The 23,419-nt window shown below is 70.0% G+C and carries 22 protein-coding genes; 15 read left to right on the forward strand and 7 right to left on the reverse strand.

What is annotated here, in order from left to right:
- Window positions 1-187: 187 nt before the first annotated feature.
- Window positions 188-637 (reverse strand): hypothetical protein, encoded by a 450-nt coding sequence (locus DV20_RS40555; RefSeq protein ID WP_043788966.1) that lies wholly within the window; start codon window positions 635-637, stop codon window positions 188-190.
- A 618-nt stretch (window positions 638-1,255) separates the two neighbouring features.
- Here DV20_RS40555 and DV20_RS40560 point away from each other — a divergent pair.
- Window positions 1,256-1,564 carry a DUF3099 domain-containing protein gene (locus DV20_RS40560; protein WP_043788967.1) on the forward strand — a complete coding sequence of 103 codons (309 nt, stop codon included), beginning with the start codon at window positions 1,256-1,258 and terminating at the stop codon, window positions 1,562-1,564.
- Between the two features lie 618 nt (window positions 1,565-2,182).
- Window positions 2,183-2,344 (forward strand): hypothetical protein, encoded by a 162-nt coding sequence (locus DV20_RS40565; protein WP_200876601.1) that lies wholly within the window; start codon window positions 2,183-2,185, stop codon window positions 2,342-2,344.
- Window positions 2,345-2,684: 340 nt separating this feature from the next.
- On the opposite strand, the gene DV20_RS40570 is transcribed toward DV20_RS40565, so the two are convergent.
- The 4 genes from DV20_RS40570 to hemA form a co-directional block, all read right to left on the reverse strand.
- A complete protein-coding gene (locus tag DV20_RS40570; RefSeq protein ID WP_043788968.1) occupies window positions 2,685-3,683 on the reverse strand; it encodes an IS481 family transposase in 999 nt (332 codons plus the stop codon).
- A gap of 151 nt (window positions 3,684-3,834) precedes the next feature.
- Entirely contained in the window at window positions 3,835-4,539 is a 705-nt protein-coding gene (locus tag DV20_RS40575) for a GAF and ANTAR domain-containing protein (RefSeq protein WP_051736332.1), read from the reverse strand.
- A 634-nt stretch (window positions 4,540-5,173) separates the two neighbouring features.
- On the reverse strand, window positions 5,174-6,409 hold the full coding sequence (locus DV20_RS40580; protein WP_084093916.1) for an MFS transporter: 1,236 nt from the start codon (window positions 6,407-6,409) through the stop codon (window positions 5,174-5,176).
- Window positions 6,406-7,659 (reverse strand): 5-aminolevulinate synthase, encoded by a 1,254-nt coding sequence (gene hemA / locus DV20_RS40585; protein ID WP_235191144.1) that lies wholly within the window; start codon window positions 7,657-7,659, stop codon window positions 6,406-6,408. Before hemA ends, DV20_RS40580 begins: the two co-directional genes overlap by 4 nt.
- 858 nt (window positions 7,660-8,517) lie before the next feature.
- Here hemA and DV20_RS47370 point away from each other — a divergent pair.
- The 8 genes from DV20_RS47370 (at window position 8,518) to DV20_RS40615 (ending at window position 15,517) form a co-directional block, all read left to right on the forward strand.
- Entirely contained in the window at window positions 8,518-8,667 is a 150-nt protein-coding gene (locus DV20_RS47370) for a DUF3040 domain-containing protein (protein WP_084093918.1), read from the forward strand.
- Between the two features lie 478 nt (window positions 8,668-9,145).
- Window positions 9,146-9,823: an HAD family hydrolase gene (locus DV20_RS40590; protein WP_063607845.1), complete on the forward strand. Its 678-nt coding sequence runs from the start codon at window positions 9,146-9,148 to the stop codon at window positions 9,821-9,823.
- Complete coding sequence (locus tag DV20_RS40595; protein ID WP_051736335.1) at window positions 9,820-11,169, forward strand: sugar ABC transporter substrate-binding protein; 1,350 nt, start codon at window positions 9,820-9,822, stop codon at window positions 11,167-11,169. Before DV20_RS40590 ends, DV20_RS40595 begins: the two co-directional genes overlap by 4 nt.
- A gap of 18 nt (window positions 11,170-11,187) precedes the next feature.
- Window positions 11,188-12,093 (forward strand): carbohydrate ABC transporter permease, encoded by a 906-nt coding sequence (locus DV20_RS40600; RefSeq protein WP_152603825.1) that lies wholly within the window; start codon window positions 11,188-11,190, stop codon window positions 12,091-12,093.
- Between the two features lies 1 nt (window position 12,094).
- Entirely contained in the window at window positions 12,095-12,934 is an 840-nt protein-coding gene (locus DV20_RS40605; protein ID WP_051736337.1) for a carbohydrate ABC transporter permease, read from the forward strand.
- A 134-nt stretch (window positions 12,935-13,068) separates the two neighbouring features.
- Window positions 13,069-13,596 carry a nucleoside hydrolase gene (locus DV20_RS47120; protein WP_051736338.1) on the forward strand — a complete coding sequence of 176 codons (528 nt, stop codon included), beginning with the start codon at window positions 13,069-13,071 and terminating at the stop codon, window positions 13,594-13,596.
- The gene (locus tag DV20_RS47125; RefSeq protein WP_051736339.1) at window positions 13,581-14,045 is read left to right on the forward strand and encodes a nucleoside hydrolase; all 465 of its coding nucleotides are present in this window, start codon (window positions 13,581-13,583) and stop codon (window positions 14,043-14,045) included. Before DV20_RS47120 ends, DV20_RS47125 begins: the two co-directional genes overlap by 16 nt.
- Window positions 14,042-15,517: a mannitol dehydrogenase family protein gene (locus DV20_RS40615; RefSeq protein WP_043788973.1), complete on the forward strand. Its 1,476-nt coding sequence runs from the start codon at window positions 14,042-14,044 to the stop codon at window positions 15,515-15,517. Before DV20_RS47125 ends, DV20_RS40615 begins: the two co-directional genes overlap by 4 nt.
- A gap of 30 nt (window positions 15,518-15,547) precedes the next feature.
- On the opposite strand, the gene DV20_RS40620 is transcribed toward DV20_RS40615, so the two are convergent.
- Together DV20_RS40620 and DV20_RS40625 are read right to left on the reverse strand one after the other, a co-directional pair.
- Window positions 15,548-16,984: a PP2C family protein-serine/threonine phosphatase gene (locus tag DV20_RS40620; RefSeq protein WP_200876602.1), complete on the reverse strand. Its 1,437-nt coding sequence runs from the start codon at window positions 16,982-16,984 to the stop codon at window positions 15,548-15,550.
- Between the two features lie 5 nt (window positions 16,985-16,989).
- Window positions 16,990-17,703 (reverse strand): GAF and ANTAR domain-containing protein, encoded by a 714-nt coding sequence (locus tag DV20_RS40625; RefSeq protein ID WP_051736342.1) that lies wholly within the window; start codon window positions 17,701-17,703, stop codon window positions 16,990-16,992.
- Window positions 17,704-18,206: 503 nt separating this feature from the next.
- Here DV20_RS40625 and DV20_RS40630 point away from each other — a divergent pair.
- The 5 genes from DV20_RS40630 to DV20_RS40650 all read left to right on the forward strand — a co-directional run.
- Window positions 18,207-19,643 (forward strand): mannitol dehydrogenase family protein, encoded by a 1,437-nt coding sequence (locus tag DV20_RS40630; protein ID WP_200876603.1) that lies wholly within the window; start codon window positions 18,207-18,209, stop codon window positions 19,641-19,643.
- A gap of 22 nt (window positions 19,644-19,665) precedes the next feature.
- Window positions 19,666-20,412 carry an HAD family hydrolase gene (locus tag DV20_RS40635; protein ID WP_043788975.1) on the forward strand — a complete coding sequence of 249 codons (747 nt, stop codon included), beginning with the start codon at window positions 19,666-19,668 and terminating at the stop codon, window positions 20,410-20,412.
- Window positions 20,409-21,758: a hypothetical protein gene (locus DV20_RS45700; protein WP_043788976.1), complete on the forward strand. Its 1,350-nt coding sequence runs from the start codon at window positions 20,409-20,411 to the stop codon at window positions 21,756-21,758. Before DV20_RS40635 ends, DV20_RS45700 begins: the two co-directional genes overlap by 4 nt.
- The gene (locus tag DV20_RS40645; RefSeq protein WP_043788977.1) at window positions 21,745-22,554 is read left to right on the forward strand and encodes an inositol monophosphatase family protein; all 810 of its coding nucleotides are present in this window, start codon (window positions 21,745-21,747) and stop codon (window positions 22,552-22,554) included. Before DV20_RS45700 ends, DV20_RS40645 begins: the two co-directional genes overlap by 14 nt.
- 30 nt (window positions 22,555-22,584) lie before the next feature.
- The coding region (locus tag DV20_RS40650; protein WP_043788978.1) for an SDR family oxidoreductase at window positions 22,585-23,419 on the forward strand (835 nt) is incomplete at its 3' end.

Here is a 23,419-nt window from a genome sequence, read left to right on the forward strand (position 1 = left end):
CGCGGTAAGCGTGCCCTCGTGCATCGCTCACGGCCCCTCGGGCACCCGCAGCCGTTTTTTTCGGGCGAAACGTTCCCGGTCTCGTAGGCGTGGCGTTTGGGGATCATGGTGCGGTCGGCGAAAAGCAGTGCTGCGTACAGAGCCTTGATCGCCTTGGCGCCGCGATCCCACACGGTGGTGTCTGTCTTCAGTCGGGGAAGCAGCTCAGCGCGGGAAGTGCGGCCGCGGACGGTTTGGACAGCTCCGCGATCCACACCAGCAGGTGGGCGAGCACGTCCACGATGTCCGCCGGGGTGCCGCACGTGGCCAGCTCCACGTGGATCTCGCGGCTCGCCGTGTCGTGGTTGAGTGCCGCGAGGAGGGCGCGCATCGCCGATCTCGGCCCAGGTGGTAGCCGTTCCACCTCGGTGAGCTGTCCCCGCTCGTCCACCACGATGACTGTGTAGGCCGCGTCGGCGTCCGTGCGGTGGTGGGTGCCGACGGCAGTGGCGCACCGGTCGACCAGCTCGCCGACGACCGCTGCGGGGACGGGTGTCGAGTCGGCGCGGGCCAAGACGCTCAGCGCCTCGGCCACGTCGTCGTAGGCGGCCGCCCTCGCGGCGTCGAGCAGTTCGTCGGTGAACTGCCGTACGGACACTTCCGGTACTGGCGTGGGATCTCGGTTGTCGGTCATCCGGCCGAGATACCCGGCGCGACCTCGCTCAACCGGAAACAACCGATCGGGCAAGTCCGGTCCGACTGACGGACAGCCACGTCTGGTCCCGGGGCCGGATGGGAGACCGTGTTGAGCACGAGGTCGGATCGGTGGGCATCGCCCGGTCATGTCTTCGGCGGGACGGCCGAAGGTACGCCACTTCAAACTGAACGACCGCAGGTGCGCGCGTCGGATTCCGACCACGGAACCGACGGCGTGGGGGTCGAGAGTGAACGCGGCTTCCGAGCGGCAGCGGGGCGTCGTTGCTGCGCGATGGACGTCACGTTCGTCGCCTGGAACACCGGCTGTCGCGGGGCGTTGTACCGAGTGTCGGTACGGCGGTGTCCCCGGGCCTCACCCCTTGCCTTCACGGAATACCGGTCACGCAGGAGCCGTGTCGTGCCTTTCGCCGCGAGGCGACCCCCCGTACCGGCCTCGTTCTCCCGCTTCTGCTCGCAGGTCGACCCCGCTGGACCTTCGCCGAGCGGAAGCGGGACTGCTTCGGCGTTTGTTCGGCCGCGAGCGCGGTATGCGGTGGGCTCGCGGCGGGAAGGATCGACCATGACGACGACCGGTGCCCCGGTGCTGATCACCGGAGCCGCCTCCTCACAGGAGGAACAGCTCGCCGCCCGGAAGCGCAAGTACCTGCTGATGATGTCGTGCCGGATCCCGTGCTTGGTATTGGCCGGAATCTTCCACGGCACCTGGTGGCTGGCCATGGCTGTGCTGGCCATCTCGGTTCCGCTGCCCTGGATGGCGGTGCTCATCGCGAACGACCGACCACCCCGGAAGACCGAGAAAATCAGCCGGTTCGACCGTGATCCGAAGAAGCTGGAAGCAGGCAATCACCGCACCATCGACGTGAGCTGACCGCCGGTCCGCGTGACCACAGGAGTCGGACGCCGCGTGACGGTTGAGCTGGCTCCTCCGGTAGCCGCCCAGACCGAGCCGGCCGGCCGGCTCCGCGAGGCGGTCCCACGTAAATTAGACCCCTGATCAGCGTAGGTGGCGATCCTTACTGGCGGCGCTTGAGGGGACAGCGGCTGCCGAGGTGCCGAATTTCCTGCGGCGCCATGCCGCGCCGCGGGCATGCCGTGTCGGGTCTCACGGACGGTGACGGTGACCGTATCGCCGCCCACGCTGACCGGTCGAACCGGCAAGGAGGATCCGGACGTGCAGATGCCGATCGAGCAGGAAAGCCGGCCGTCCTCGGCAGCCCCCGATCACTTGTGCTGGGGTTACCGGCACTCGCGAGCACGAGCCGGGTGAGAGACATCCGGCCGAAGGAGAATGATGGCCAGCGCAGCACGTCCGTCGGGACCCGTTGCCGGTGCCGGGCAGCCTTTCCCACCGAATTCAGCCGCTCCGGCGGGCCGGTAGTCAGGAGACCTCGGTGTCGCGACTTCGGGGCAGGCCACCGGGGCGGAGACGGAACCGGCGTTCAAGACGACCGAATTCTTCGTCTTCCTGGCCGGTGTCGTCGCGATCGTGGTCACCGCCGTGACAGTCGACGGGGACGCCAGCACCGGCGGTGACCCGTTCAATGCCGAACAGGCGCTGCGCTACATCACTTTCCTCGCCATCGGCTACATGATCAGCCGCCGTTTGGCCAAGGCCGGTGCGCGTCAGCGTGCCGGCGACCGCCGCTGATCCGCTCTCTCCGTCGCGATGAGCACCGCTTCCGCGCAGCGGACGGTAGGGGAAACCCTGCGAGGGGAAGCGGAGGTCGTCCGGCGAGCGGGATCGCCCGCGGTGACGGCGCGTTCGCGGGAGGGCGTTGTCATGGCGTACACCGATGGGGTGAGCGTCCGAAGCAGTGAATCTTCCGGTGCGCGGCCGTCACCGTGTCGGACCCGTCGATACCGCGCTCCCCGGAGCGTCGATCATGCTCCAGGGGAGCGCGGTACCGCGAGCAGCTGACTGTTTAACCGCCCACGACCAGCGGCTGCGTCACACCAGTCCCTACACCGGAGATCACGTCATGCGTCAGCTAGGTGTGATGTCCGGGGAGGTTGGTCAGCCGGGTGATGGGTGGCTTGCCTCCGATGGATGAGTGGGGTCGGTGGTGATTGTAGAAGTGCAGCCACCTGGGCAGAGCTGAGCGGCGGTGGTGTTCGCTGGGATAGAAACGGGCGTAGGCCCAGCCGTCGGCCAGGGTGCGGTGGAACCGCTCGATTTTGCCGTTGGTCTGTGGCCGGTAGGGCCGGGTCCGTTTCGGGGTGATGCCCAGCTCGGTGCAGGTGTCGCGCCAGGCGTGCGAGCGGTAGCAGGCACCGTTGTCCGACAGCACGCGTTCGACGGTAACGCCGTGCTCGGTGAACCAGTCGACCGCGCGCCGAAGGACGCCGAGGGCGGTGTGGGCTTTCTCGTCGGTGTGGATTTCGGCGTAGGCGAGGCGGGAGTGGTCGTCGATGACGGTGTGCACGAAGGCCACCCCGGTGCGGGCGTGTCGGTCGGCGCTCCAGATTCCGGTGCGTCGCGAGGTCGCTGATTTGTTCTTGTTGCCTTGCTGTTTTCCGAGGTAGCGCCAGCCGCCGCCGTCGGGGATGTTGCCGAACTTGGTGACATCGACGTGGATCAGGGAGCCGGGGTGGTCGTGTTCGTAGCGGCGCAGTGGTTCGCCGGTGACCCGGTCGATGCGGGACAGCCGGTTGACCCGGCAGCGGGTCAACACTGCGTGCACGGTCGAGGCGGGCAGCCCGAGCCGGCCGCCGATCTGGACCGGGCCCAGCCGCTTGCGCCACCGCAATCGCACGATCTGCCGCACTGACTGTTCGGGTGTGCGGTTCGGGCTGTGATGCGGGCGGCAGCTGCGGTCGGTCATCCCGGCTGCGCCTTCGGCGCGGTAGCGGTCGGCCCACTTGCGGGCCGTTTTGGCGGCGACCATGAACATCTTCGCCGCTGCGGTGTAGGTCCAGCCCTGCTCGACGATCAGGCGGGCGAGTCGTAGCCGGGTGCGTGGGGTCAGGGTGGCGTTAGGGTGGGACACGAAGGCCTCCGGTCGGTGATGTGGTTCCTAGACAGCTCCACTTCACATCCGGAGGCCTTCACCTGTCAGCACGACAGGCCGCCACTGGTCACCTCAACTCGGGACAACGTCCCTGGACATCACAGCTAGGCAACGCTCGCGCTGCCGAAGGTCAAGCACTTCCGTCGATTCCGACGGCGTGGGCGACAAATCGCTCCGCCAGGACACGCAGCTTGAGGTTCTCCCGTTGCGATTGCTCGACGAGCAAGGTGAACGCTTCGTCGGCACTGATCTGGCGAATCGCCATCAGGATACCCTTGGCCTGGTCGATCACTGCGCGGCTGGTCAGCGCGGCGCGCAGGTTCTCGGCGAGTTCGCTGGCCTGACGGTAGCGCTGGTAAAGCCGCAAGATCGCCTCGGCCGCAGCCGTGTAGAGCTCCAGCAGCGCCGCGTCGAGTTCGGCGAAGCCGTGCGCCTGAGTGCCGTAGCAGTTGATCGCGCCGGCGTGTTCGTCGTCGACCACCAGCGGCGCGGACAGGAAGCTGTCGAATCCGGCGTCGTGGGCGTCGCCGGCGAACTTCGGCCACCGCTCCCGCGCCTCCGACACCTGCACCCGTTCCAGTTTGCCGCTGCGGGCGGCCTCCAGGCACGGCCCGCCGTGCCGATACTGATCACGGTCCACTTCGGCGACCAGGTCGCTGGTCGTGGCCGCAGTGTGCGGCTGCCCATCACGCAGCAGCGTCACCGTCGCCTCTGCCACCCCGGGTACCGCCTTGGCCACCTGCAGGCACATCTGATGCAGCAGCACCTGGAAGTCCTGGTCGGTGTCCAGTGCGGCGGTCAGGGTTTGCAGGGCGCTGGTGACCTCGTCGAGCATCTGCGGCCACGGAACGTCGGAACTTGATCGGGTCATGGTGCGGCCTCCACATCGGCCCACGTCGACCTCAAGCGGCCACTGCCCGCATCACGGCACACCCAGCCAGCCACCCCTCGTGCCCGCGTCCAGCACAGGATTCCAGGGGATCGAGGCTCGCTGTTTGAACCAAAGAATGGCGATCGTCGTGCACGCTGGCGCGGCAGCGATCCCTTCACGTCGCGCGGATGGTTGCGCTGAGAAGGTGGAGCACCGCAGAGCCGATGCACGCGAGAAACCTCCGTACCTCGCACTGTAGTCGATCGGCCCTCGGCGCGACAGGCCAGTTCACTGGTGGTCGAAGACGGCCACTCCCACGGGCTGCGTCCGGCGGGTTCCCCGAGCTCCCACGGCGGCAACCAGGACACAGTGAACCCCGTTTACCGGGCGGGCTCGATAGTGACGGTACTGCTTGATGCGTGGCGATGTCGTTGTGAAGGCCATGCGCTGCTCCGCTGGTTTCAGCAGCCTGCCGCCCTCTGCGCGGAGCGCACCGTCCAGTTCGGCGCGAATGAGCCGATATCCGTCGGTGCACGATTCGGCGTGGGGAAGTGGCCGCGTCGTGCAAATCGGCTTGGTGCCCTCACTGTGCGCGGATTCAGCGGCTTGCTTGCTCGAAGGCGTGGCTACGGGTGAGTGCGCGCGTTGTGCTGATTGCTGCGGCCCCCAATCCTAGGCCTGCCGCCGCGGCGGTGAAGGCCGGACCGCCGAGCGGGAACAGGCCCAGTAGCGAGGTGGCCGCGGCGACGCCCGCGTTCTCCATGGCGTTGTTCCAGGACACCGTGGACGCGCGTTGTCGAGGCTCGGCCGAGCTGAGATAGGTTTGCTGGGTGGTGTAGAACGCTCCACCTGCCACGAACCACACCGCCAACGCGGTCACGCTGAGGACGAAGTGGTTGCTCAGCGATGCGACGGCAACGGCGACGCTGAACAGCACTGCCCAGGCGGCTGCCAGCCAGCCGTTGGCGTTGCCGAAGCGGTGAGTCCGATCGAGCAGGGGGCCGGCCAGCATCGACCCGATCAATGAGGCGGCACCGACGACCATGCCGACCAGACCCAGTTGCCCGACGGAAAGGCCGAATCGTTGGGTCAGCAGGGCTCCGGCGTAGGTGTAGGTGCCCAGCCTGCCGCCTTGCAGGAGGGCGGTGGCCAGCAGTGCCGACCGGATCGATCGGGACCGCCAGATGCGGAAGGACCCACTGAGGGAAGCGTGCCCTTCGGGGCGTGGCCCGCTCAGGCGCCACGCGATGATCGGCACGATGAGCACCAAGCCGGCCGCGACGGCGAAGAAGTTCCAGCGCCAGTTCGCTGCGTGAGCCACGGTGGCGCCTACGGGGACACCAAGGACCTGGCCCAGTGCATAGGAGGCGGCGCCCAAGCCGATGGCCTTTCCCCGATGCATGGGCCGTGCCATCTCGGCGAAGTAGGCCCACATCGCTGGGGCGGCGATGGCGCCGCCCAGGCCGGTCAGTGCCCGGGCCGCGATCAACAGGCCGATTCCGGGGGCGAGGCCGCAGAGCAGGTTGCCGATCAGGAACAGGCCCAGCCCGGCCGTGACGAACACGCGGCGAGGCGCGCGGTCGGATCTCGCGCCGACGAAAGGTCCCACGATGGCATAGGTCAGGACGTAGGCGGTAACGACCGTCGCAGTCGTCTGGGTGCTGGCTCCCAGGTCGGAGGCGATGGTCGGGAGCAGAGGGGAAATGAGGAACGTTTCCACTCCCATCAGGCACAGCACCGCGTACAGCACCGCGAACCGGAGCCACGGCGTGGCGGCCCGCACCGCGGGAGCGGCGGCTGCGCGCTCCCGCGGTGCGACATTACCGGTGTTCATCGGGCCTCGAGCAGCGTGCGCTCAACGACCGTGCTGTGCCGGGTGCGTGGCAACCCCAGCTGTGTCCACACCAGATCGACAGCGTCGGCGAAGCGGTCGACTTCGTCGGGGCGGTGTACCGGCGAGGGGTTGATCCGCAGCCGTTCGGTTCCCCTTGCGACGCTGGGGAAGTTGATGGGTTGCACGTACATGGCGTGCTCGATCAGCAACGTGTCCGCCAATTGCTTGCAGTGGTGGGGATCGCCCACCAGCACGGGCACGATGTGGCTCTGATCGCAGACCATCGGGATCCCGGCCTGGTGGAACCGCGCCTTGAGCTGCGCGGCACGTGCGTGCAGCTGCCGACGTTCCTCGTTGCAGTGCCGCAGATGTCGCACGCTGGTCAAGGCCGCCGCCGCCAGGGAAGGCGGCATGGCCAGGGTGAAGATGAACGCGGGAGCGAAGCTGCGAATGGCATCCAGGACGGCGTCGGCACCGACGATGTAGCCACCGGCGGTGCCGTACCCCTTGGCGAAGGTGCCCATGAGGATGTCGACCTGATCGGCCACGCCCAGCTGCGCCGCCAACCCGGCGCCCTCGGGTCCGTACATCGCCACGGTGTGCGCCTCGTCCACGTACACCAGCGCGTTGTGCTTCTTGGCCACGGAGCACAGCTCTACCATGGGTGCCCGGTCGCCGTCCATGGAGTAGATCGACTCGAACGCCACCACCTTCGGCCGGTCGCGGTCCACGGATCGAAGGAGGAAGTCGAGGTGGTCCACGTCGTTGTGGCCGAACACGTGCTTTTCCGCTCCGCTCTGCTGCATGCCGATGATCATCGATGCGTGGTTGAACTCATCGGAGAAGAACACGCATCCCGGCAGGCGCCGGCCCAGGACGCCCAGCGCGGCCTCGTTGGCGGCGTAGCCGGTGATGAAGGTCAGTCCACGCTCCTTCCGGTGCAGTTCGGCAATCTCTTTTTCCAGCAGGATGTGGTTGTGGTTGTTCCCGGAAATGTTGCGTGACCCACCGGCGGCCACTCCGGATCGGTCGATGGAGGCTTTCATGGCCGCCATGACGTCCGGGTTCTGCCCCATTCCGAGATGGTCGTTGCTGCACCAGACCGTGATGAGGCGCTGGTTTCCGTCATGGTGGTGCACCGCTTGCGGGAAACTGCCCGCGAGACGTTCGATCTCGACGAAAACCCGGTAGTTCCCGGCTTCCTTGAGTTCCTGAACGCGCGCGGCAAGGTGACTCTGGTAATCGAACACGATGGTTCCCCCGTGGGAGTAGGTGGGGGCGCTGACAGACCGAGCCCGCTTTTTGAGTCCCCGGCCGACAGTGGGTGCCCCCTCCGACCAGATGAGGCTTGCCGCTCCGACTCGCCAGAAACCTGCGAATCCAGGTCCACCCGATCGGTGCAGCGTCGCAGCCGCTACGCCTTGAAATCCGACGATCCGGCAGCCTCGGCCGAGACTGACATGCCGTGGCCGCGGCGGCGTAGTTCCATCGCCCGGCGCACCGATATCCCCGTGCCGCAGGATGCGGACGAAGGACCCGGCGTCGCAACGGACCCTGGGAAACGGTTTCAGCACCACGGCGCACGGCATCTACCCCTCGGCGCACCTGGATGCCGTTCACCCGCTTGGCACAAGCCGAGCCCGATGGCAACGCACCGTCACTTACTGCCCAGGTCAGCAGACGCTCCCGGCTAATGCCGCAGCGGGCCACCGAGTGGGTAACCTCCGCGGCCGACCGCCCAGGTGAGCCACACCACCACGCAGAACCCGTGCGCCGACCGCCAACCAGCCGCACTCCTCGCTCGCTCAGCCACAAAGGCGCCCACAGCGCGTGTCGGCCGGGAACACCGCCGCACCGCGGGACGTGCGCGGCCAGCTGCCCCGATGCCTGCTAATGCGCCACCCGAGCCGATTCACGGCGCTCAAGCGGAAGAGGACGGGAGTGCACCTGCCGCTGCCCGCAGGCCGGTGTCGGTTACATGCCCACCGGACTGCCTCTTCGGCCACGGCCATGACCGATGTTCGTGTGGCGGGTGAGGCGGTAGTTCCTGACCGCGGCCGGAAGTCGTGCACAACTGGTCAAGGTAGCCAGCCGGAGGAAGCGAGCCGATGTTGCCTGAACGTGATGAGCGGGTCCTGCGGCAGATCGAAGACCACCTGCGGGCTGAAGATCTCCGGTTCTCGTCGAGCTCGTCGGCCGGCTTCAGCGCCGCGCGGAGCTTGACGCGCCGGGACAGGTTATCCAGGGACACCGAGTAGCCCCAGAATGCCCCGAACCAAGCGCGGACGCCGGATCGGCCGACGCGGGCGATCGTGGTGATGGTCCGCGGTCGGCAAGGCTGCGCCCTTGGTGAACCGAGTGGCCCCAGTACCGGATGTGGACGAAGCCCACAGCGCCAACGGAAGCCCGCCTGAGTGAGTCAGTGATGACCGTGACCGGTGGCCTCCTGCCGCCGCTGGACGAGTCACGGTGCGCCCGCCTCACCAAGACGAGCCGGTGCCCCAAGCCGGCTCGGCTGCCGAGGAGCCCATACCCGCTCGGCGGGTTTGTGGCCCGGATCTCGTGGTAGTCCACCGGGACCAGCACCGTGACCAGGCAGGCCGGTGCGAGATATTTCCGGCTGGTCGGTCGAACAGACACCGGCCCGCCGTTCCCTACCGAACCGGTCCGCTTCCGTACGCACACACGGGGACGCCGGCGCTCGCCGCACCAGCCCAGCCCGGCCTCAGGAGAGACATGAACCCCGCACTTTCCGGTCATGCCCAGAGCCCCACAGTGCTGCTCGACGCAGACGGCACCCTCCTCCCCTCCGAGGAGCCGGCGTTCGAAGCATCGGCGGAGGTGACCGGCGCCTTCGCCGAGCGGTTCCCTCAGATGGGTGACCCCTCGCCGGACCATCTGCGGCGCACCATCACCGGCAAGGACTTTCGGACCACCGCACAGGACCTGCTCACACACCAAGGGGTGACGTGCGGGCCGGAAGAGCTGGAGCAGTGGGTGGGGCCGGAAACGACCGACATCAGTGCCCACATCGACCGCGTGCTTCGGCCCAGACCTGACGTCCCGGCCGCGTGCTTCACCGCGACCGGACTCGACGAGCTGCTACCCGAGGACGTGCGCTTCAGCGCGGAGGACAGTGTTCCGTTGCCGACCAGCAAACCCGACCCGGCGGTCTACGAGCCGGCTCTGCGCGACCTTGGAATTGCTCCGTCGCCGGCACTGTCCGTGGAGGACTCGGTCACCGGCGCGGAGTCAGCGATCAAAGCCGGCATCGCGACCACGGGCCTGGTGCAGTTCGTGCCGGTCGCCGGGCGGGCGGAAGCCCTCCGTGCGACGAGGGTGACCGGGGTGGTCGGCTCGTGGAAGGAGCTGGTGGACGAGTCGATCGATGACCGCGAGGCGGTGCGGACATGACGGCGAGAGGCGCGGAAAGCGAAGCGACGGCCATGATGAGGTGGGCCACAGGCCGCGTCTCCCGGCGGATCGGCGCCACCGTCCTGGCCGCTGGCCTGGTGGCCGCGGCGCTCGCCGCTTGCAGCAACGACCCGACCGGAGCGGCCGGCGACGGGAACAACGCCACGCTGACCTTCGTCAACGCCCAGGACCCGGGCACCTTCGACCAGGTGATCGCCGCCTTCGAGAAGGCCAACCCGAACATCAAGGTCAAGCAGCAGGTCGTCCCGTTCGACGACCTGAACCCGACCATCCAATCCCGGCTCGGGGCCAAGGACGCGAGCATCGACCTCTACGACGTCGACGAGCCCCGGCTGCCCGCGTTCGTCGCGCGGGGCTTCCTTGCCGACCTCACCGACCTGCGCGGAGCGGCGCAAGGGAAGATCGATCCCAAGGCCCTCGAGGTGACGAGCTATCAGGGCAAGCAGTACGCGATGCCGCGCTGGACCTCCACCCAGCTGTTGTTCTACAACAAGACCCTGCTGGCGAAGGCCGGCGTGCCGGACCCGAGCAGCGATCCCAAGGTCCCGATGACGTGGCAGGACGTCGCCGCCGCGGGCAAGAAGGCGCAGACGGCCGGCGCCAAGTGGGGGTTCGTCTTCGACCAGGTCGACCGATACTACCAGCTGCAGCCGCTGCCCGAGTCGCTGAACGGCGGCCCCGGGCTCACCGGTCCGGGTCTGCTGACGCCCGATGTCGCGAATCCCGGCTGGGTGAAGGCGTTCACCTGGTACCAGTCCATCTTCCGCGACGGGATCGCCCCGCGCGGCGTCGCGGTCGAGCAGACACCGGGACTGTTTTCCGCCGGCAGCACTGCGTTCTTCGCCGGTGGACCGTGGGACGCGCCCCTGTTCGACAAGGCGAAGGACGTCGACTACGGCGTCGCCCCCTTCCCGAAGTTCGCCGGGGGCAAGCCGGCCTCGTCGACCGGGTCGTGGGCGACCGGGATCAGCCCGTTCTCGCAGAACCAGGCCGCGGCCAAGAAGTTCCTGACCTACCTGACGACCGACCCAGCGGGGGCCTGGCAGGCCAGTTCCCGCAACATCCCGGTGCAGCGGGACGCCTTCGAGCAGTACCTGGGCGCGCTGCGAAGCCAGGGCGCCCGGTCCACGCAGCTGGCGGCGATCGTGGAGAACGAGCTTGCGGCCAACGCTGTGCCCCGGCCGCTCACCACCGGGTTCGTCGACTTCGAAACCGTCATGAACAAGGCCTTCGCCGACATCCGCAACGGTTCCGAACCGGCGCCGCGGCTGCAGCAGGCCGGGCAGGAGCTCGCCCGGGTGCTGGCCAAGTACCGGAACAAGTAGGCGTGGCGGGAGAACGAGATGGCGACGCGCAGGCCACGCGGAGTGGGGGCCCACGGACGCGGCCGGACCCGGGATCTGCGGGTAGCGGCGGGCTTCCTGGCTCCCGCCGTCGTCGCCGCGGTCCTGCTGCGGCTGTGGCCGACGGTACGGGCGTTCTGGGACAGCCTGCACAGCACACCGCTCGGCGTCGAAGCCCCTTTCTGGGTGGGGCTCGACCAGTTCGCCGCGCTCTTCGATGATCCCGGCTTCCGCAACTCGCTGGAGATCACCGCGTTGTTCGGGATCATCGTCAATCCGCTCCAGATCGTGGTCGCGCTCGCGCTGGCGACGCTGTTCAACCAGCGGATCCGGGGTGCGGGGCTGATGCGGAGCCTGGTGTTCCTGCCGGTCGCCATCCCGCAGAGCGTGTCGGCGGTGATCTGGGCGGTCGCGTTCCGGCCGGACGGCCCGCTCAACGGCACGCTCGCGTTGTTCGGTCTCGGCGGGCTGGCGTACACGTCGTCTCCGACGCAGGCCCTGCCTTCGATCATGCTCGTCGTGTCCTGGATCGGTGTCGGCTACTGGATGATGTTCCTCATCGCGGGCCTGAAGGAGATCGACCCGGCCCTCTACGACGCCGCCGCGCTCGACGGAGCCGGGGCCTGGGCCCGGTTCCGGTACGTGACCGTGCCGCAGCTGCGGCGGCAGCTCGGGTTCGTCCTCGTCGCCGACACCGTCTCCAACCTCCTGCTGTTCGCGCCGGTGCAGATCCTCACCAAGGGCGGCCCGAACGGGCGCACCGACGTGCTGATGAACGACATTTTCGAGCGCGCCTACACCCAGGCCGACGTGGGCGGTGCCGCGGCGGCCACGGTCGTGCTGGTGGTGGTCGCCCTGGCCATCGTCATCGTCCAGTTCCGGCTGCTGTCCCGAAGTGAGGCATGAGGTGACCGACCGGCGCCGAGGTACCCGGATCGGCATGATGCTGCTGGGCGCGGTCATCGCGATCCTGTTCGTCCTGCCGCTGTGGTGGATGGTGGCGAGCGCGCTGCGCAGCCAGGACGAAACCTTCCGCACGCTCTCCCCGGTGTCGGTGTGGACCGTGATCCCCCGTGAAGTGTCGATCAGCCACTTCGTCCGGCTCTTCCAGGGTGAGTTCGGCCGGGCGATGCTCAACTCGGTCGTCGTCACAGCGGCGACGCTGGTGATCGGCCTGGCCATCTGTGCCACGGCCGCCTTCGCCCTCGCGGTGCTCGACTTCCCCGGGCGCACGGCCGTCTTCGCCGTCATGGTGGTGTCGTTCCTGATCCCGTTCGACGCCATCGCCATCCCGCTGTCGTCGATCTTCCAGGACGCGGGGCTGCAGAACTCCTACACCGGTCTGGTCCTGCCCGGGATCGGCAACGGCTTCGCCGTGTTCCTCCTGCGCGGGTTCTTCCGGGGTGTGCCGGACGACCTCGCCGACGCGGCTCACGTCGACGGGCTCGGCTGGTGGGGCATCTTCTGGCGGGTGTACCTGCCACTGTCCAAGCCGGCGCTGGTCGGCGCCGGGCTCATCCTGTTCGTGTTCCAGTGGCAGGCCTACCTGTGGCCCTTGCTGATCGCTCCCGACCCCGCGATGAAGGTGGCCCCTGTGGCCATCGCGCAGCTTTCGGGTGAGCACGGGGTCGACTTCGGCGCGATTTTCGCCGGTTCGGTGCTGACCGCGCTGGTGCCCCTGCTGGTGCTGGTGTTCTTCCAACGCTACTTCACCCAGTCGCTGACGAGCTCGGGGCTGAAGGGCTGAGCCACACCCGGGAGGAACGGCTCCACCGGTGGGCGCCGCGGGAGCGGCGTACGGTGGATTCGGAGCCGGACTCCCTATGACCGGCCGCGGAATCTTCCCCTTCCCCCTTCCCGCTGGAAACAGGTTCAGTTCCGATGCGCATCATTCTGGACACCGACCCGGGCAACGGCGTTCCCGGAGCCGACATCGACGACGCCCTTGCGCTCGCTCTCGCGCTGCGGTCGCCGGAGATCGAGCTCGAGGCGATCACCGTGGTCGCCGGCAACGTTCCCGTCGATCGGGGCGTGCAGTCCGCCCTCGAGACCTTGGAAGCTGCTGACGTGACCGACGTGCCCGTGCACCGCGGAGCCGAACGGCCTCTGGTGGAGGACCCGGCCGCGTGGCGAGCAGAGCTGGACGGCCGTCGCGCCGAGCGGACAGCGCAGCGGCTGTGGCAAAACCTGCCTTTCCAACCGACGAGGCTGACCTCGCATCCCACTCCGGCGGCCCAGGCACTGGTGCAGCGCGTGAACGAGCGCCCCGGTGAGATCACGGTGGTCGCGATCGGGCCGCTGACGAACATCGCCACGGCCATGGCACTCGACCCCGGCTGGGCGGGCAAGCTCGCGCGGCTGGTCGTCATGGGCGGGCCTTCGACCTGCCCAATGTGCTGCACGAGCTGAACGCCGCGTACGACCCGGAGGCCACGCGGGTGGTGCTGGCCGGCGGCGCGCCGCTGCTGATCGTCCCGCTCGACGTCACCACCCGCACCTCCCTGCGACCGGCGGACGTCGACCGGCTCGAGGCCGCAGGGACCCCGCTGGCGACCTACCTCGGGCAGATCGTCCGTCCGTGGATCACCTGGCTGGCGGAACGGTTCGGCGCCGACGGCTGCGCCCTCCACGACCCGCTCGCCCTTGCGACGCTCCTCGATCCCGGCGTCATCACGACGCGGTCGGCATCGGTCGACGTCGAACTGCACGGAAAGCTGACCCGCGGCCGCACGGTGGCGTGGGACCCCCGGCTGCTGCGCGGTGATCTGCGCTTGCCGGACCGGCCGCCCGTGCTGATCGCCGACGACGTCGACAACGACCGGTTCATGCCCCTGCTCCTCGACCGGCTCGTGGCATGACCGCGCTCCCGCTCAGCGATCGGACCCTGCCGCGCCACGCCCCGCAGGTGGCCGCGCCCACCTACGACCGCAGCCGGGTCCGCACAGGCATCGTGCACTTCGGCGTCGGCGGGTTCCACCGAGCCCACCAGGCGTGGTACCTCGACCGCCTGATGAACCGGGGACAGGCACTGGAGTGGGGTGTCTGCGGAGCCGGCGTGCTGCCGGCGGACCGTCGGATGCGGGACGTGCTCAGCGCGCAGGACGGCCTGTACACCCTCGTCGTCAAGCATCCCGACGGAACCCGCGAGCCACGCATCATCGGCTCCCTCGTGGAGTACCGCTACGCTCCCGACGACCCCGAAGCGGTGGTGGAGAAGCTCGCGCACCCCTCGACGCGGATCGTCTCGCTGACCATCACCGAAGGCGGCTACAACCTCGACGGCAGCACCGGGCGGTTCGACGAGGACAACGCCGCGGTTCGAGCCGATCTCGTGCCCGGCGCCGCGCCGGGCACGGTGTTCGGGCTCGTCACCGAAGCACTGGCCCGCCGCCACTCGCGCGGTGTGCCGCCGTTCACCGTGATGTCGTGCGACAACATCCCGGGCAACGGAAACGTTGCGCGGCAGGCTTTCGGCGCGTTCGCCGCGCTGCGGGATCCGGAGCTGGGGGAGTGGGTCGGCCGGGAGGTCCGTTTCCCGAACTCCATGGTCGACCGCATCACCCCGGTCACCACGGACGACGACCGCGCCGAGGTGGCCCGGCGTTACGGGATCGACGACCGGTGGCCGGTGGTGTGCGAACCCTTCAGCCAGTGGGTGCTGGAGGACTCGTTCGGCTGCGGCCGCCCGGCGTGGGAGGAGGTGGGCGTGCAGCTCGTCGGCGACGTCGGACCGTACGAGCTGATGAAGCTGAGGTTGCTCAACGCCGGTCACCAGGCGCTGTGCTACTTCGGCTACCTGGCCGGGTACCGGTTCGTCGACGACGTCTGCCGCGAGCCGGTGTTCGCCGGGTTCTTGCTGCGATTCATGGAGCGTGAAGCGGCGCCGACGTTACGGCCGGTGCCGGGGGTCGATCTCGGCCGCTACGAGCGGCAGCTGATCGAGCGGTTCGCCAACCCCCACGTCCGCGACACCCTCGCCCGGCTGTGCGCCGACACCTCCGACCGGATCCCGAAGTTCGTGCTGCCGATCGTCCGGGACAACCTCGCCACGGGCGGCGAAGTCGGACGAGCGGCAGCGGTCGTGGCCGCATGGGCCCGCTACGCCGATGGCGTGGACGAACAGGGCGAACCGATCCCGGTGGAAGACCCGCTGCGGCGGCGGCTGACGGCCGCCGCCCGGCGTTGGCCGGAGGACCCGTTGGCCTTCCTGGCCCAGCGCGACGTCTTCGGCGAGCTCGTCGACGACCGGCGGTTCACCGCGGCCTATACCGCCGCACTCGCGTCACTGCACCGGCGCGGCACTCGCGCGACCCTGCGAGACCTGACCTGACGGCTTCCCCGGACGGAAGGGAGTACCTGGTCAAAACCATTCCGACGACCTACCGTCGCCGAAGGGCCGCAGCAGCAGGACGCTGGCGTCGTCGGCCAGGCTGCCCTTCCCGTGGGCCAGCACCGCCTGGGTGATCCGCCGGACGGCTTCGGGCAGCAACCGGGCCGGCACCTCGCGCCGGGCCACTCGGGCCAGCCCGGCAAACCCGAAGGCGTGGCCGTCGGGGTCGCGGGCGCCGGTGACTCCGTCGGTGTAGAGGACCACCACGTCGCTGCGCCGCAGCTGCTGTTCGGCCGTGCTCCGCTCCACCGGCCCACCGAACGGCGGGGCAGGGCAGTCCGCCGGGGGTTCGTTCATCGTGCCGTCCCGCAGGAGCACCGGGCCGTGGTGTCCGGCGGCCACGTGGGCGAGCCGGCCGGTGGCGACGTCGAACCGGCCGATCACCCCGCAGACGGTTCCGCCGCCGAGGGATCCGACCGCCTCGTCCACCGCGCGTGCTTGATCGTCGAGTTCGCGTCCGTCGCGGCGGGCGGCGCGGTAGGCCGACAGCGCGACGGCCGCGGCCAGCGTCCCCGCGGGCTCATGGGTGCCGGCGTCGAAGATCGCGAATGACACTGCCGTCTCCGAGAGGGCGTAATCGAACACGTCGCTGGTGACGTCGTAGGCCGGCTCGGTCGCCGCGGCGATGGTGACCGTCTCCGTCGCGGCGGTCAGCGGTGGCAGCGCGGTCCAGAGCAGTTCGGTGAGCGGGCCGCGGTGCTCGCGCCGCCGGACCCGGTCGAGCCCGTCGCCGTACTTGGTGGTGATGGTGACCAGGTGCCCGAACAGGTAGGCCAGCCAGCGGCACTGGTCGCGCAGAATGGGGTCGTGGGGATCTGTGCCGTCGGTGGGCTCGGCCTCGAGCACGCCGAGCCGTTCCACGCCGTCCAGGAGGGGGGCCCAGAGCCGGGCGTCGCCCGCCTCGCCGGTGATGACCACGTCACCGCGCCGGAACGCTTGGCCGGCCGGGGTGGAGTCGATATCGATCGACCCACGATCGCCGCGCACGGGCAGAAGAGTCTGCTGGGCGTAGTCGGCGAGGTAGACGCCGACCCGCAGCCCCAGGGACCGTCCGGCCGCGTCCATGAGGGACGGGAGCCGTTCCGGCGGTGCGCGGTGGGCGCCTTCCAGCAGGTCCACGAGCGCGGCCAGCGGACCGCTGACCGGGTGGGCCTGGCGGATGGTGCGGGTGTAGGGCACCCGGTCGCGGCCGATGAGCTCGTCCAGTCGTTCGTTGAGCGCGTGGGCCAGCATGTCGCGCTGCACCCCGGGCAGCGACATCGCCGCGTTGAGGTAAGCGTCGAGCTCGAACAGGTCCATGGCGCCGCCCAAAGCGAAATACCGGATCCACAGCTGCTCGACTGTGAGGTCGGCGCGCGCGAAGCACTGGACGAGCCGGTGCCGCTGTTCTTCTTCCGTGGTCGCCATGGTCGTCAGCTGCCCGCGTGGCGCGCGATCATCGCTGCTGCCACCTCAGCGACGTCCTGGCGCCGCGCTTCGGCGATGCTGAGCAACATCCCGAACGCCGCGCCCTCGGTGATGTCTTCCCGTTCCATCAGCGCGCCTTTCGCCATATTGAGCAGATCCCTGCTGCGCACGGCGCCCTTGAACGGTTCGCTCATCCGATCGGCGTCGTCGGCGGACCGCGTGTGAGCGAGAAGAATGCCCGCCTGACCGGCGAACAGGGTGAGGAGCCGTTCGTCCCTGGCGGAGAAGGCACCGGGCTCGCGGGCGTAGACCTTCACCGCGCCGACGCACGTGTTTCCGGCGAGCAGGGGAGCGCTGAGGGCGGCACGCATCCCGATTTCCGCGGCCGCCGGGCCCCAGCGTGGCCAGCGAGGGTCGGTGCGCACGTCATCGGCCCGGCGCACCGCGCGGTCGGCGCAGGCCGACAAGCACGGTCCTTCCTCGAGTGCGTACTGCAGGTCGTCGGCTTCGCGGACCACGTCGTCCGAGGCCGCGGCCGTGGTCCGGCGTCCTCCTTCGAGCAGGCTCACCCCAGCTCCCGCCGAACCCGGAATGGCTTCCGCAGCGGACACGGCGGCGATCTCCAGGGCCCGCTCGGTGGCGTCCCAGGTCAGGAGCAGGCCGGAGATCCGGCCCACGACCACGGCCAGTTCGTCGGCCAGCGGCAGGTTGGCAGTCACCATCGTTCCCCGTCTCGGCTGGTCGGGATCCTTCGAACCCGGCTACCCGGGAAGCGGGTCCTTACCCCTGCAAGTACAGCCGTTTCCGGCGGTACTTTGCAGGGGTCTCGGAACGCGGAACGATTGCCTGGCCCACCCGGTTCGGCGGCGGCCCCACGCCGACCACGGATTTGACCTCCGGCTTCGCCGAGCTCCCATCCGGGGGTCTGCGCTTCTGCCACGTCCTCGCCGCCGGTTCGTTCGCCGACGTCGAGTACCACTTCTGAGACGCTCCGGTGACGCGAGCCAGGAGTCCCCGATCGGGGAGTTTGTCCGGCCGCGGCGGAGGTATTCGACGCTCGACCGCGGGATCCGCTCGACGGGTACCACGTTCGCGTCTTCGGTGGGCCGGCCAAAAAGTGCGCCTCTCCCGTCTCCTTGACGGCCGGGTGCACAGCCGGGTCCGGCCGTCTCTTCCCGGCCTTCGCCGTGCCCGGCGGCCGAATCACCGATGAGGAATCACCGTGAACGACAACCTTGCGGCAGCAGCCGTTTCCGACCACCCCTTCGACCTCCGCAACGACCGGGTCGCCATGCCCGCCTACGACCGTTCACGATTGTGCCCCGCCGTCGTCCACTTCGGTGTCGGCGGCTTCCACCGGGCGCACCAGGCGGTGTACTTCGACGAGCTGGCCGAGCTGGGCTTCACGCACTGGGGCGTCATCGGGGTGGGCATGCGGCGCCCGGAGATGGGCGAGGTGCTGGGCGCGCAGGACAATTTGTTCACCGTGGTGCAGCGGGGTGCCGGGGACAGCGAAGCACGGGTGGTCGGCAGCATGGTCGAGTACCTGCTGCTCCCCGACGACCCGGACGCGGTCCGGCGGCGGCTGGCCGACCCGGAGATCCGGCTGGTGACGCTGACCATCACCGCCGATGGCTACACCGTGCCCGACGACCCCGGCCAGGCGCGAGACTCGGTCTTCGGGGTGCTGGTCGACGCCTTGGAGTCCCGCCGCCGCGCCCACGACGCCCCGTTCACGGTGCTGTCCTGCGACAACCTGCCCGACTCCGCCGCGGCCGCGAAGGAGGCCGTCATGGCGCTGGCCCGGCGGCGTGATCCGGGGCTCGCGGACTGGATCGCCGAGCGCGTCACATTCCCCGGCAGCATGGTCGACCGCATCACCCCGGCGACCACAATGGACGACCGCGACGAGGTGGAACGCGAGTTCCACGTCGAGGACCGGTGGCCGGTGATCACCGAGCCGTTCAGCCAGTGGGTGGTCGAGGACGCCTTCGGCAACGACCGGCCGCCGCTGGACCGCGTCGGGGTGCGCTTCGTGCCGGACGTGGCGCCGTACAAGCTGATCAAGAGCAGGCTGCTCAACGGCACTCACTGCGCCCTCGGGTACGTGGGCTACCTGGCCGGTCACCGCAGCACCGACGAGGCGATGGCCGATCCGGTGGTGGCGGATTTTGTGGCGCGGCTGATGCGCGAGGAGATCGCGCCGCTGCTCCCGGCCGACGTGCCCGGCATGGAGCTGGACGCCTACTGCGCGACCCTCCTGGAGCGGTTCCGCAACCCGGCGATCGGCGACCAGCTGTCCCGGCTGTGCCGCCGTGGTTCGACCAAGATGCCGGACTACCTGCTGCCTTCGCTGCACGAGGCGCGTCGGCAGGGGCGTCCGAGCACGCGCCTGATCTTCGCCGTGGCCGCGTGGCTGCGGTACCTGCGCGGGGTGGACCTCGACGGCGAACCGATCGAGGTGCAGGACGCCCGCGCGGACGAGTTGCGCGCCGCCGCCGAGCGGGGCGGCGACGACCCGGCGCCGCTGCTGGACATCACCGAGGTGTTCGGCGACCTCGCCGAGGACGCCGACTGCGTGGCCGAGCTGCACCGGTACCTGACCGCACTGGACCGCGACGGCGTCCGAGGCGCTGCCGAAGCGCTGGCCAGCCACTGACCGCCCGATCGACAGGAGAGACATGTCCGACGCTATTTCCGCCGGAGTCACCACGCTGCTGCTGGACGCCGACGGCACGCTGTTCCCGTCCGAGGAACCGGCCTTCGTGGCCTCGGCCGAAGTCACCAAGGACTTCGCCGCGAGGTTCGGCTTGACCGGCAACTTCGAGCCGGAACACCTGCGCCGCACCACCACGGGCAAGAACTTCCGCACCACCGTGGGGGAGCTGCTGGCGCGCCAAGGCGTCGCCATCGACGACGACGAGCTCGAGACCTGGGTCGAGCGGGAAAAGACGGAGGTGAGCGCGTACCTCGGCCGGGTCCTGGAACCGCGGCCGGATGTGCGGGCGTGCCTCACGGCGCTGTCGCGCGAGTACCGGCTGGCCGTGGTCAGCTCGAGCGCGCTGACCCGCCTCGCCGCCTGCTTCACGGCCAGCGGCTTGGACGCCGTCCTGCCCACGGACGTGCGCTTCAGCGCGGAGGACAGCCTGCCCATTCCGACCAGCAAACCCGACCCGGCCGTCTACCGGCACGCCCTGCGCGAGCTGGGTATCGGCCCCGGGCAAGCCCTCGCAGTCGAGGACTCGGTCACCGGAGCCGGTTCGGCGGTGGCCGCGGGTATCACCACGGCCGGCATCGTCGGGTTCGTGCCCTCGGACGAGCGGGCGGACCGAATCGAGGCGCTGACCCGCTGCGGGGTGGCGTGGGTGGTGGAGTCCTGGCCGGAGCTGACCGAGCACCTCCTCGAGACCGCGGCGGTGCCGACGTGAACGGGCGCAGCCGGACCACCACGTCCACCGCGGCGGCATCGGGCATCACGCGCGTCAGCGTGGCTCCGGCGCCGCTCCGGGAGCGTGCTGCCCGCGGACGGGACGACGGTGCCGCCGGACGGGCGCGCAAGAGCGGCCGGTCCCTGGTGGGCTACCTGCTCGTGCCCCGCCCGAAGGACATGGTGAAAGCGCTGCTGATGCCGGCCACGTTCGTGCTGGGCGTGCTGGCCGGCGGCCACCTCGACGGCGACACCTTGGTGCGGGCCGCGGTGGCGTGGGTCGCGCTGGAGCTGCTGGTGTACCCGGCGCGGTACCAGTGGAACGACGTGCGGGGGTTCGTCGCCGACCAGGCCCACCCCGACGAGCGGGGGCGCGGCCGGCTGCCGGGGCCCGTTGCGCGGGCCCGGGCCCACGTGACCGCGAGCTGCACGGTGGCGCTGGCAAGGCTGGCTGCGGTGGCCGCACTGGCGCTGCTGCTTCCCGGCCTCGGTGGCCTGCTCGGCGCGATCACCGTGGGCGTGTTCGGCATCGCCGTCGCCTACGAGGCCCTGCGCGCGGGCACCGGCCGGACGGGCCGGGTGCCCCCGCCGCTGCGGCCGAGGCTGATCGCGCTGTGGGTCGTCGTCGGCGCGGGTTATGCCCTGCGCGGGATGGTCGGGCTGGTCGCGGCCGTGGGCCTGGGGGAGCGGCCGGTGACGCTGGTCGCGGCCGCCGTGGCGCTGTGGGCGTTCGGCATCGCCTTTGTGACCAGCCGGTGGGCGCTGGAGGCGCTGGCGTTCGCACGGATCGACGACGGCCGGCTGGTCTGGACCGCCCGCGCCGAACAGGCCCGGGAACACCTGCTGGGCCTGGTCCGCTGGCTGCCGGACCGCACCACCGAACGCGATCCTGCCGCCTGGGCCGCCCTGCGCAGCCGCACCCCGGTGACGGCCCCGTGGAACCTGGCGCTCGTGCTGGCCGGCACGGCCGCCGGCCTGACCGGGATGCTGTTGACCGGTGCCCAGCCGGCGCCCGCCGCGGCGGCGGCCCTGCTGGGCGGGGTGGCGGCCGCGGTCGCGGTGTTCGTTCCGCGAGGACGCGTCGCGGTGGTCCTCGCCGGCGCGGTGGCCCAGTGGGGGGCGCTGGTCGCCGAGGGCGCACCACGTCCCCTGGCCGCCGTGCTGCCCTGGTTCGCCGTGATGGCCGCCTACCTGGTCTTCAGCGGCCAGCGGCTGAACACGATCGGTACCTCGGACGAGCGCGTCCGGGCCGCGGTGGTGGCCGTGTTCGCGCCCGTGGTCCATGCCGTCGTCGGCGACGCCACCTGGGGTGCGTTGCGAACCGGAGGGCTCCGTGGATCTCGATGAGCTGCTGTCCGTCGCCCGCGAGGCCGCCGAAGAGGGCGCGCGCACGGCGATGTCCTGGCGCGTCCGCGAGCTCGTGATCGAGGAGAAGGCGGCCTCGGACGACCTGGTCAGCCAGGCTGACCGCGACACCGAGGACACCATCCGGGCGGTCCTGTCCCGCCGCCGTCCCGGCGACGCCGTCCTCGGGGAAGAGGCGGGTGCGACCGCGGGCGCCGGGCGGGTGCGCTGGATCGTCGACCCGATCGACGGAACCACGAACTACCTCTACGGACGCCCCGACTGGGCCGTCAGCGTCGCGGCCGCGGACGCCACCGACGGCACGTTGCTGGCCGGTGCGGTGGCCGAGCCGATGGTCGGACGGATCACCGAAGCCCGGCGCGGTGGCGGCACCCTCGCCGACGGAGTCCCGGTTGCGCCCCTGAGCCAGGACGACCTCTCGCGGGCGCTGGTCGAACTCAACTTCGGCCGCCCCCCGCAGCGGGTGCTGGCGGGCCGCGTCATCGACGCGCTGCTGCCCCGGGTGCGGGACCTGCGCCGGGGCGGCAGCGCGGCCGTGGCCCTCGCCCAGGTCGCCACCGGCCGAGCGGACGCGGTGTGGGCGCCGGGTCTGCAGCCTTGGGACTGCGCCGCCGGTGTCCTGCTGGTCCAGGAGGCCGGCGGGACGACCGGTGACCTCGCCGGCCCGTCGCCGGGCACCTGGCCGGCCAGCGGGGACGTGCTCGCGGCGCCCGATCCGCTTTGGCACGCCATGAAGGAGATCTTGGCCCCGGCTTGGACCTCGCCCGACCGGGTATAGGCCCACCAGGACGACATCGAGGAGGCAGATATGGCCGAGGACCAGCACAGCCAGGAGACCGCGGAGCAGCACCCGAGCCCGGAGGAGCAGGAGGGGCAGCAGCAGCCGCACCCGGGTTCGGGTGAGGCCATGGACCCGGCGCCGGATCACGGTGAGGAGTCCTATCGCGGCAGCGGACGGCTGGAAGGGCGCCGCGCGGTGATCACCGGTGGTGACTCCGGGATCGGCCGGGCGGTGGCGATCGCGTTCGCCCGGGAGGGGGCGGACCTGGTGCTGTCCTACCTGGCGGAGGAGCAGGCCGATGCCGAGCGCACGGCGGAGCTGGTGCGCGAGGCGGGGCGGCGGGTCGTGCTGGTGCCCGGGGACATCCGCGACGAGCAGCATTGCACGCACGTCATCGACACGGCCGTGGCCGAGCTCGGGGGCATCGACGTGCTGGTGAACAACGCCGCCTACCAGATGGCCCAGGAGGAAGGCCTGCTCGCCATCTCCACCGAACAGTTCGATCGGGTGCTGAAGACCAACTTGTACGCGATGTTCTGGCTGTGCAAGGCGGCCGTGCCGCACATGCCCCGGGGATCGGCGATCATCAACACCTCGTCGATCCAGGCGTTCCAGCCCTCACCGGAACTGCTGGACTACGCCACGACCAAGGCGGGCATCGCGAACTTCACCAAGGGACTCGCGCAGGACCTGGCCGAGAAGGGGATCCGGGTGAACTCGGTCGCGCCCGGTCCGGTGTGGACACCGCTGATCCCGGCCACCATGCCCGAGGAGAAGGTGGACTCCTTCGGCGAGCAGACCCCGATGGGCCGGGCCGGGCAGCCGGCCGAGCTCGCCCCGGCGTTCGTGTTCTTCGCTTCCC

The sequence above is a fragment of the Amycolatopsis rifamycinica genome (assembly GCF_000695625.1).
Classification (GTDB): Bacteria; Actinomycetota; Actinomycetes; order Mycobacteriales; family Pseudonocardiaceae; genus Amycolatopsis; species Amycolatopsis rifamycinica.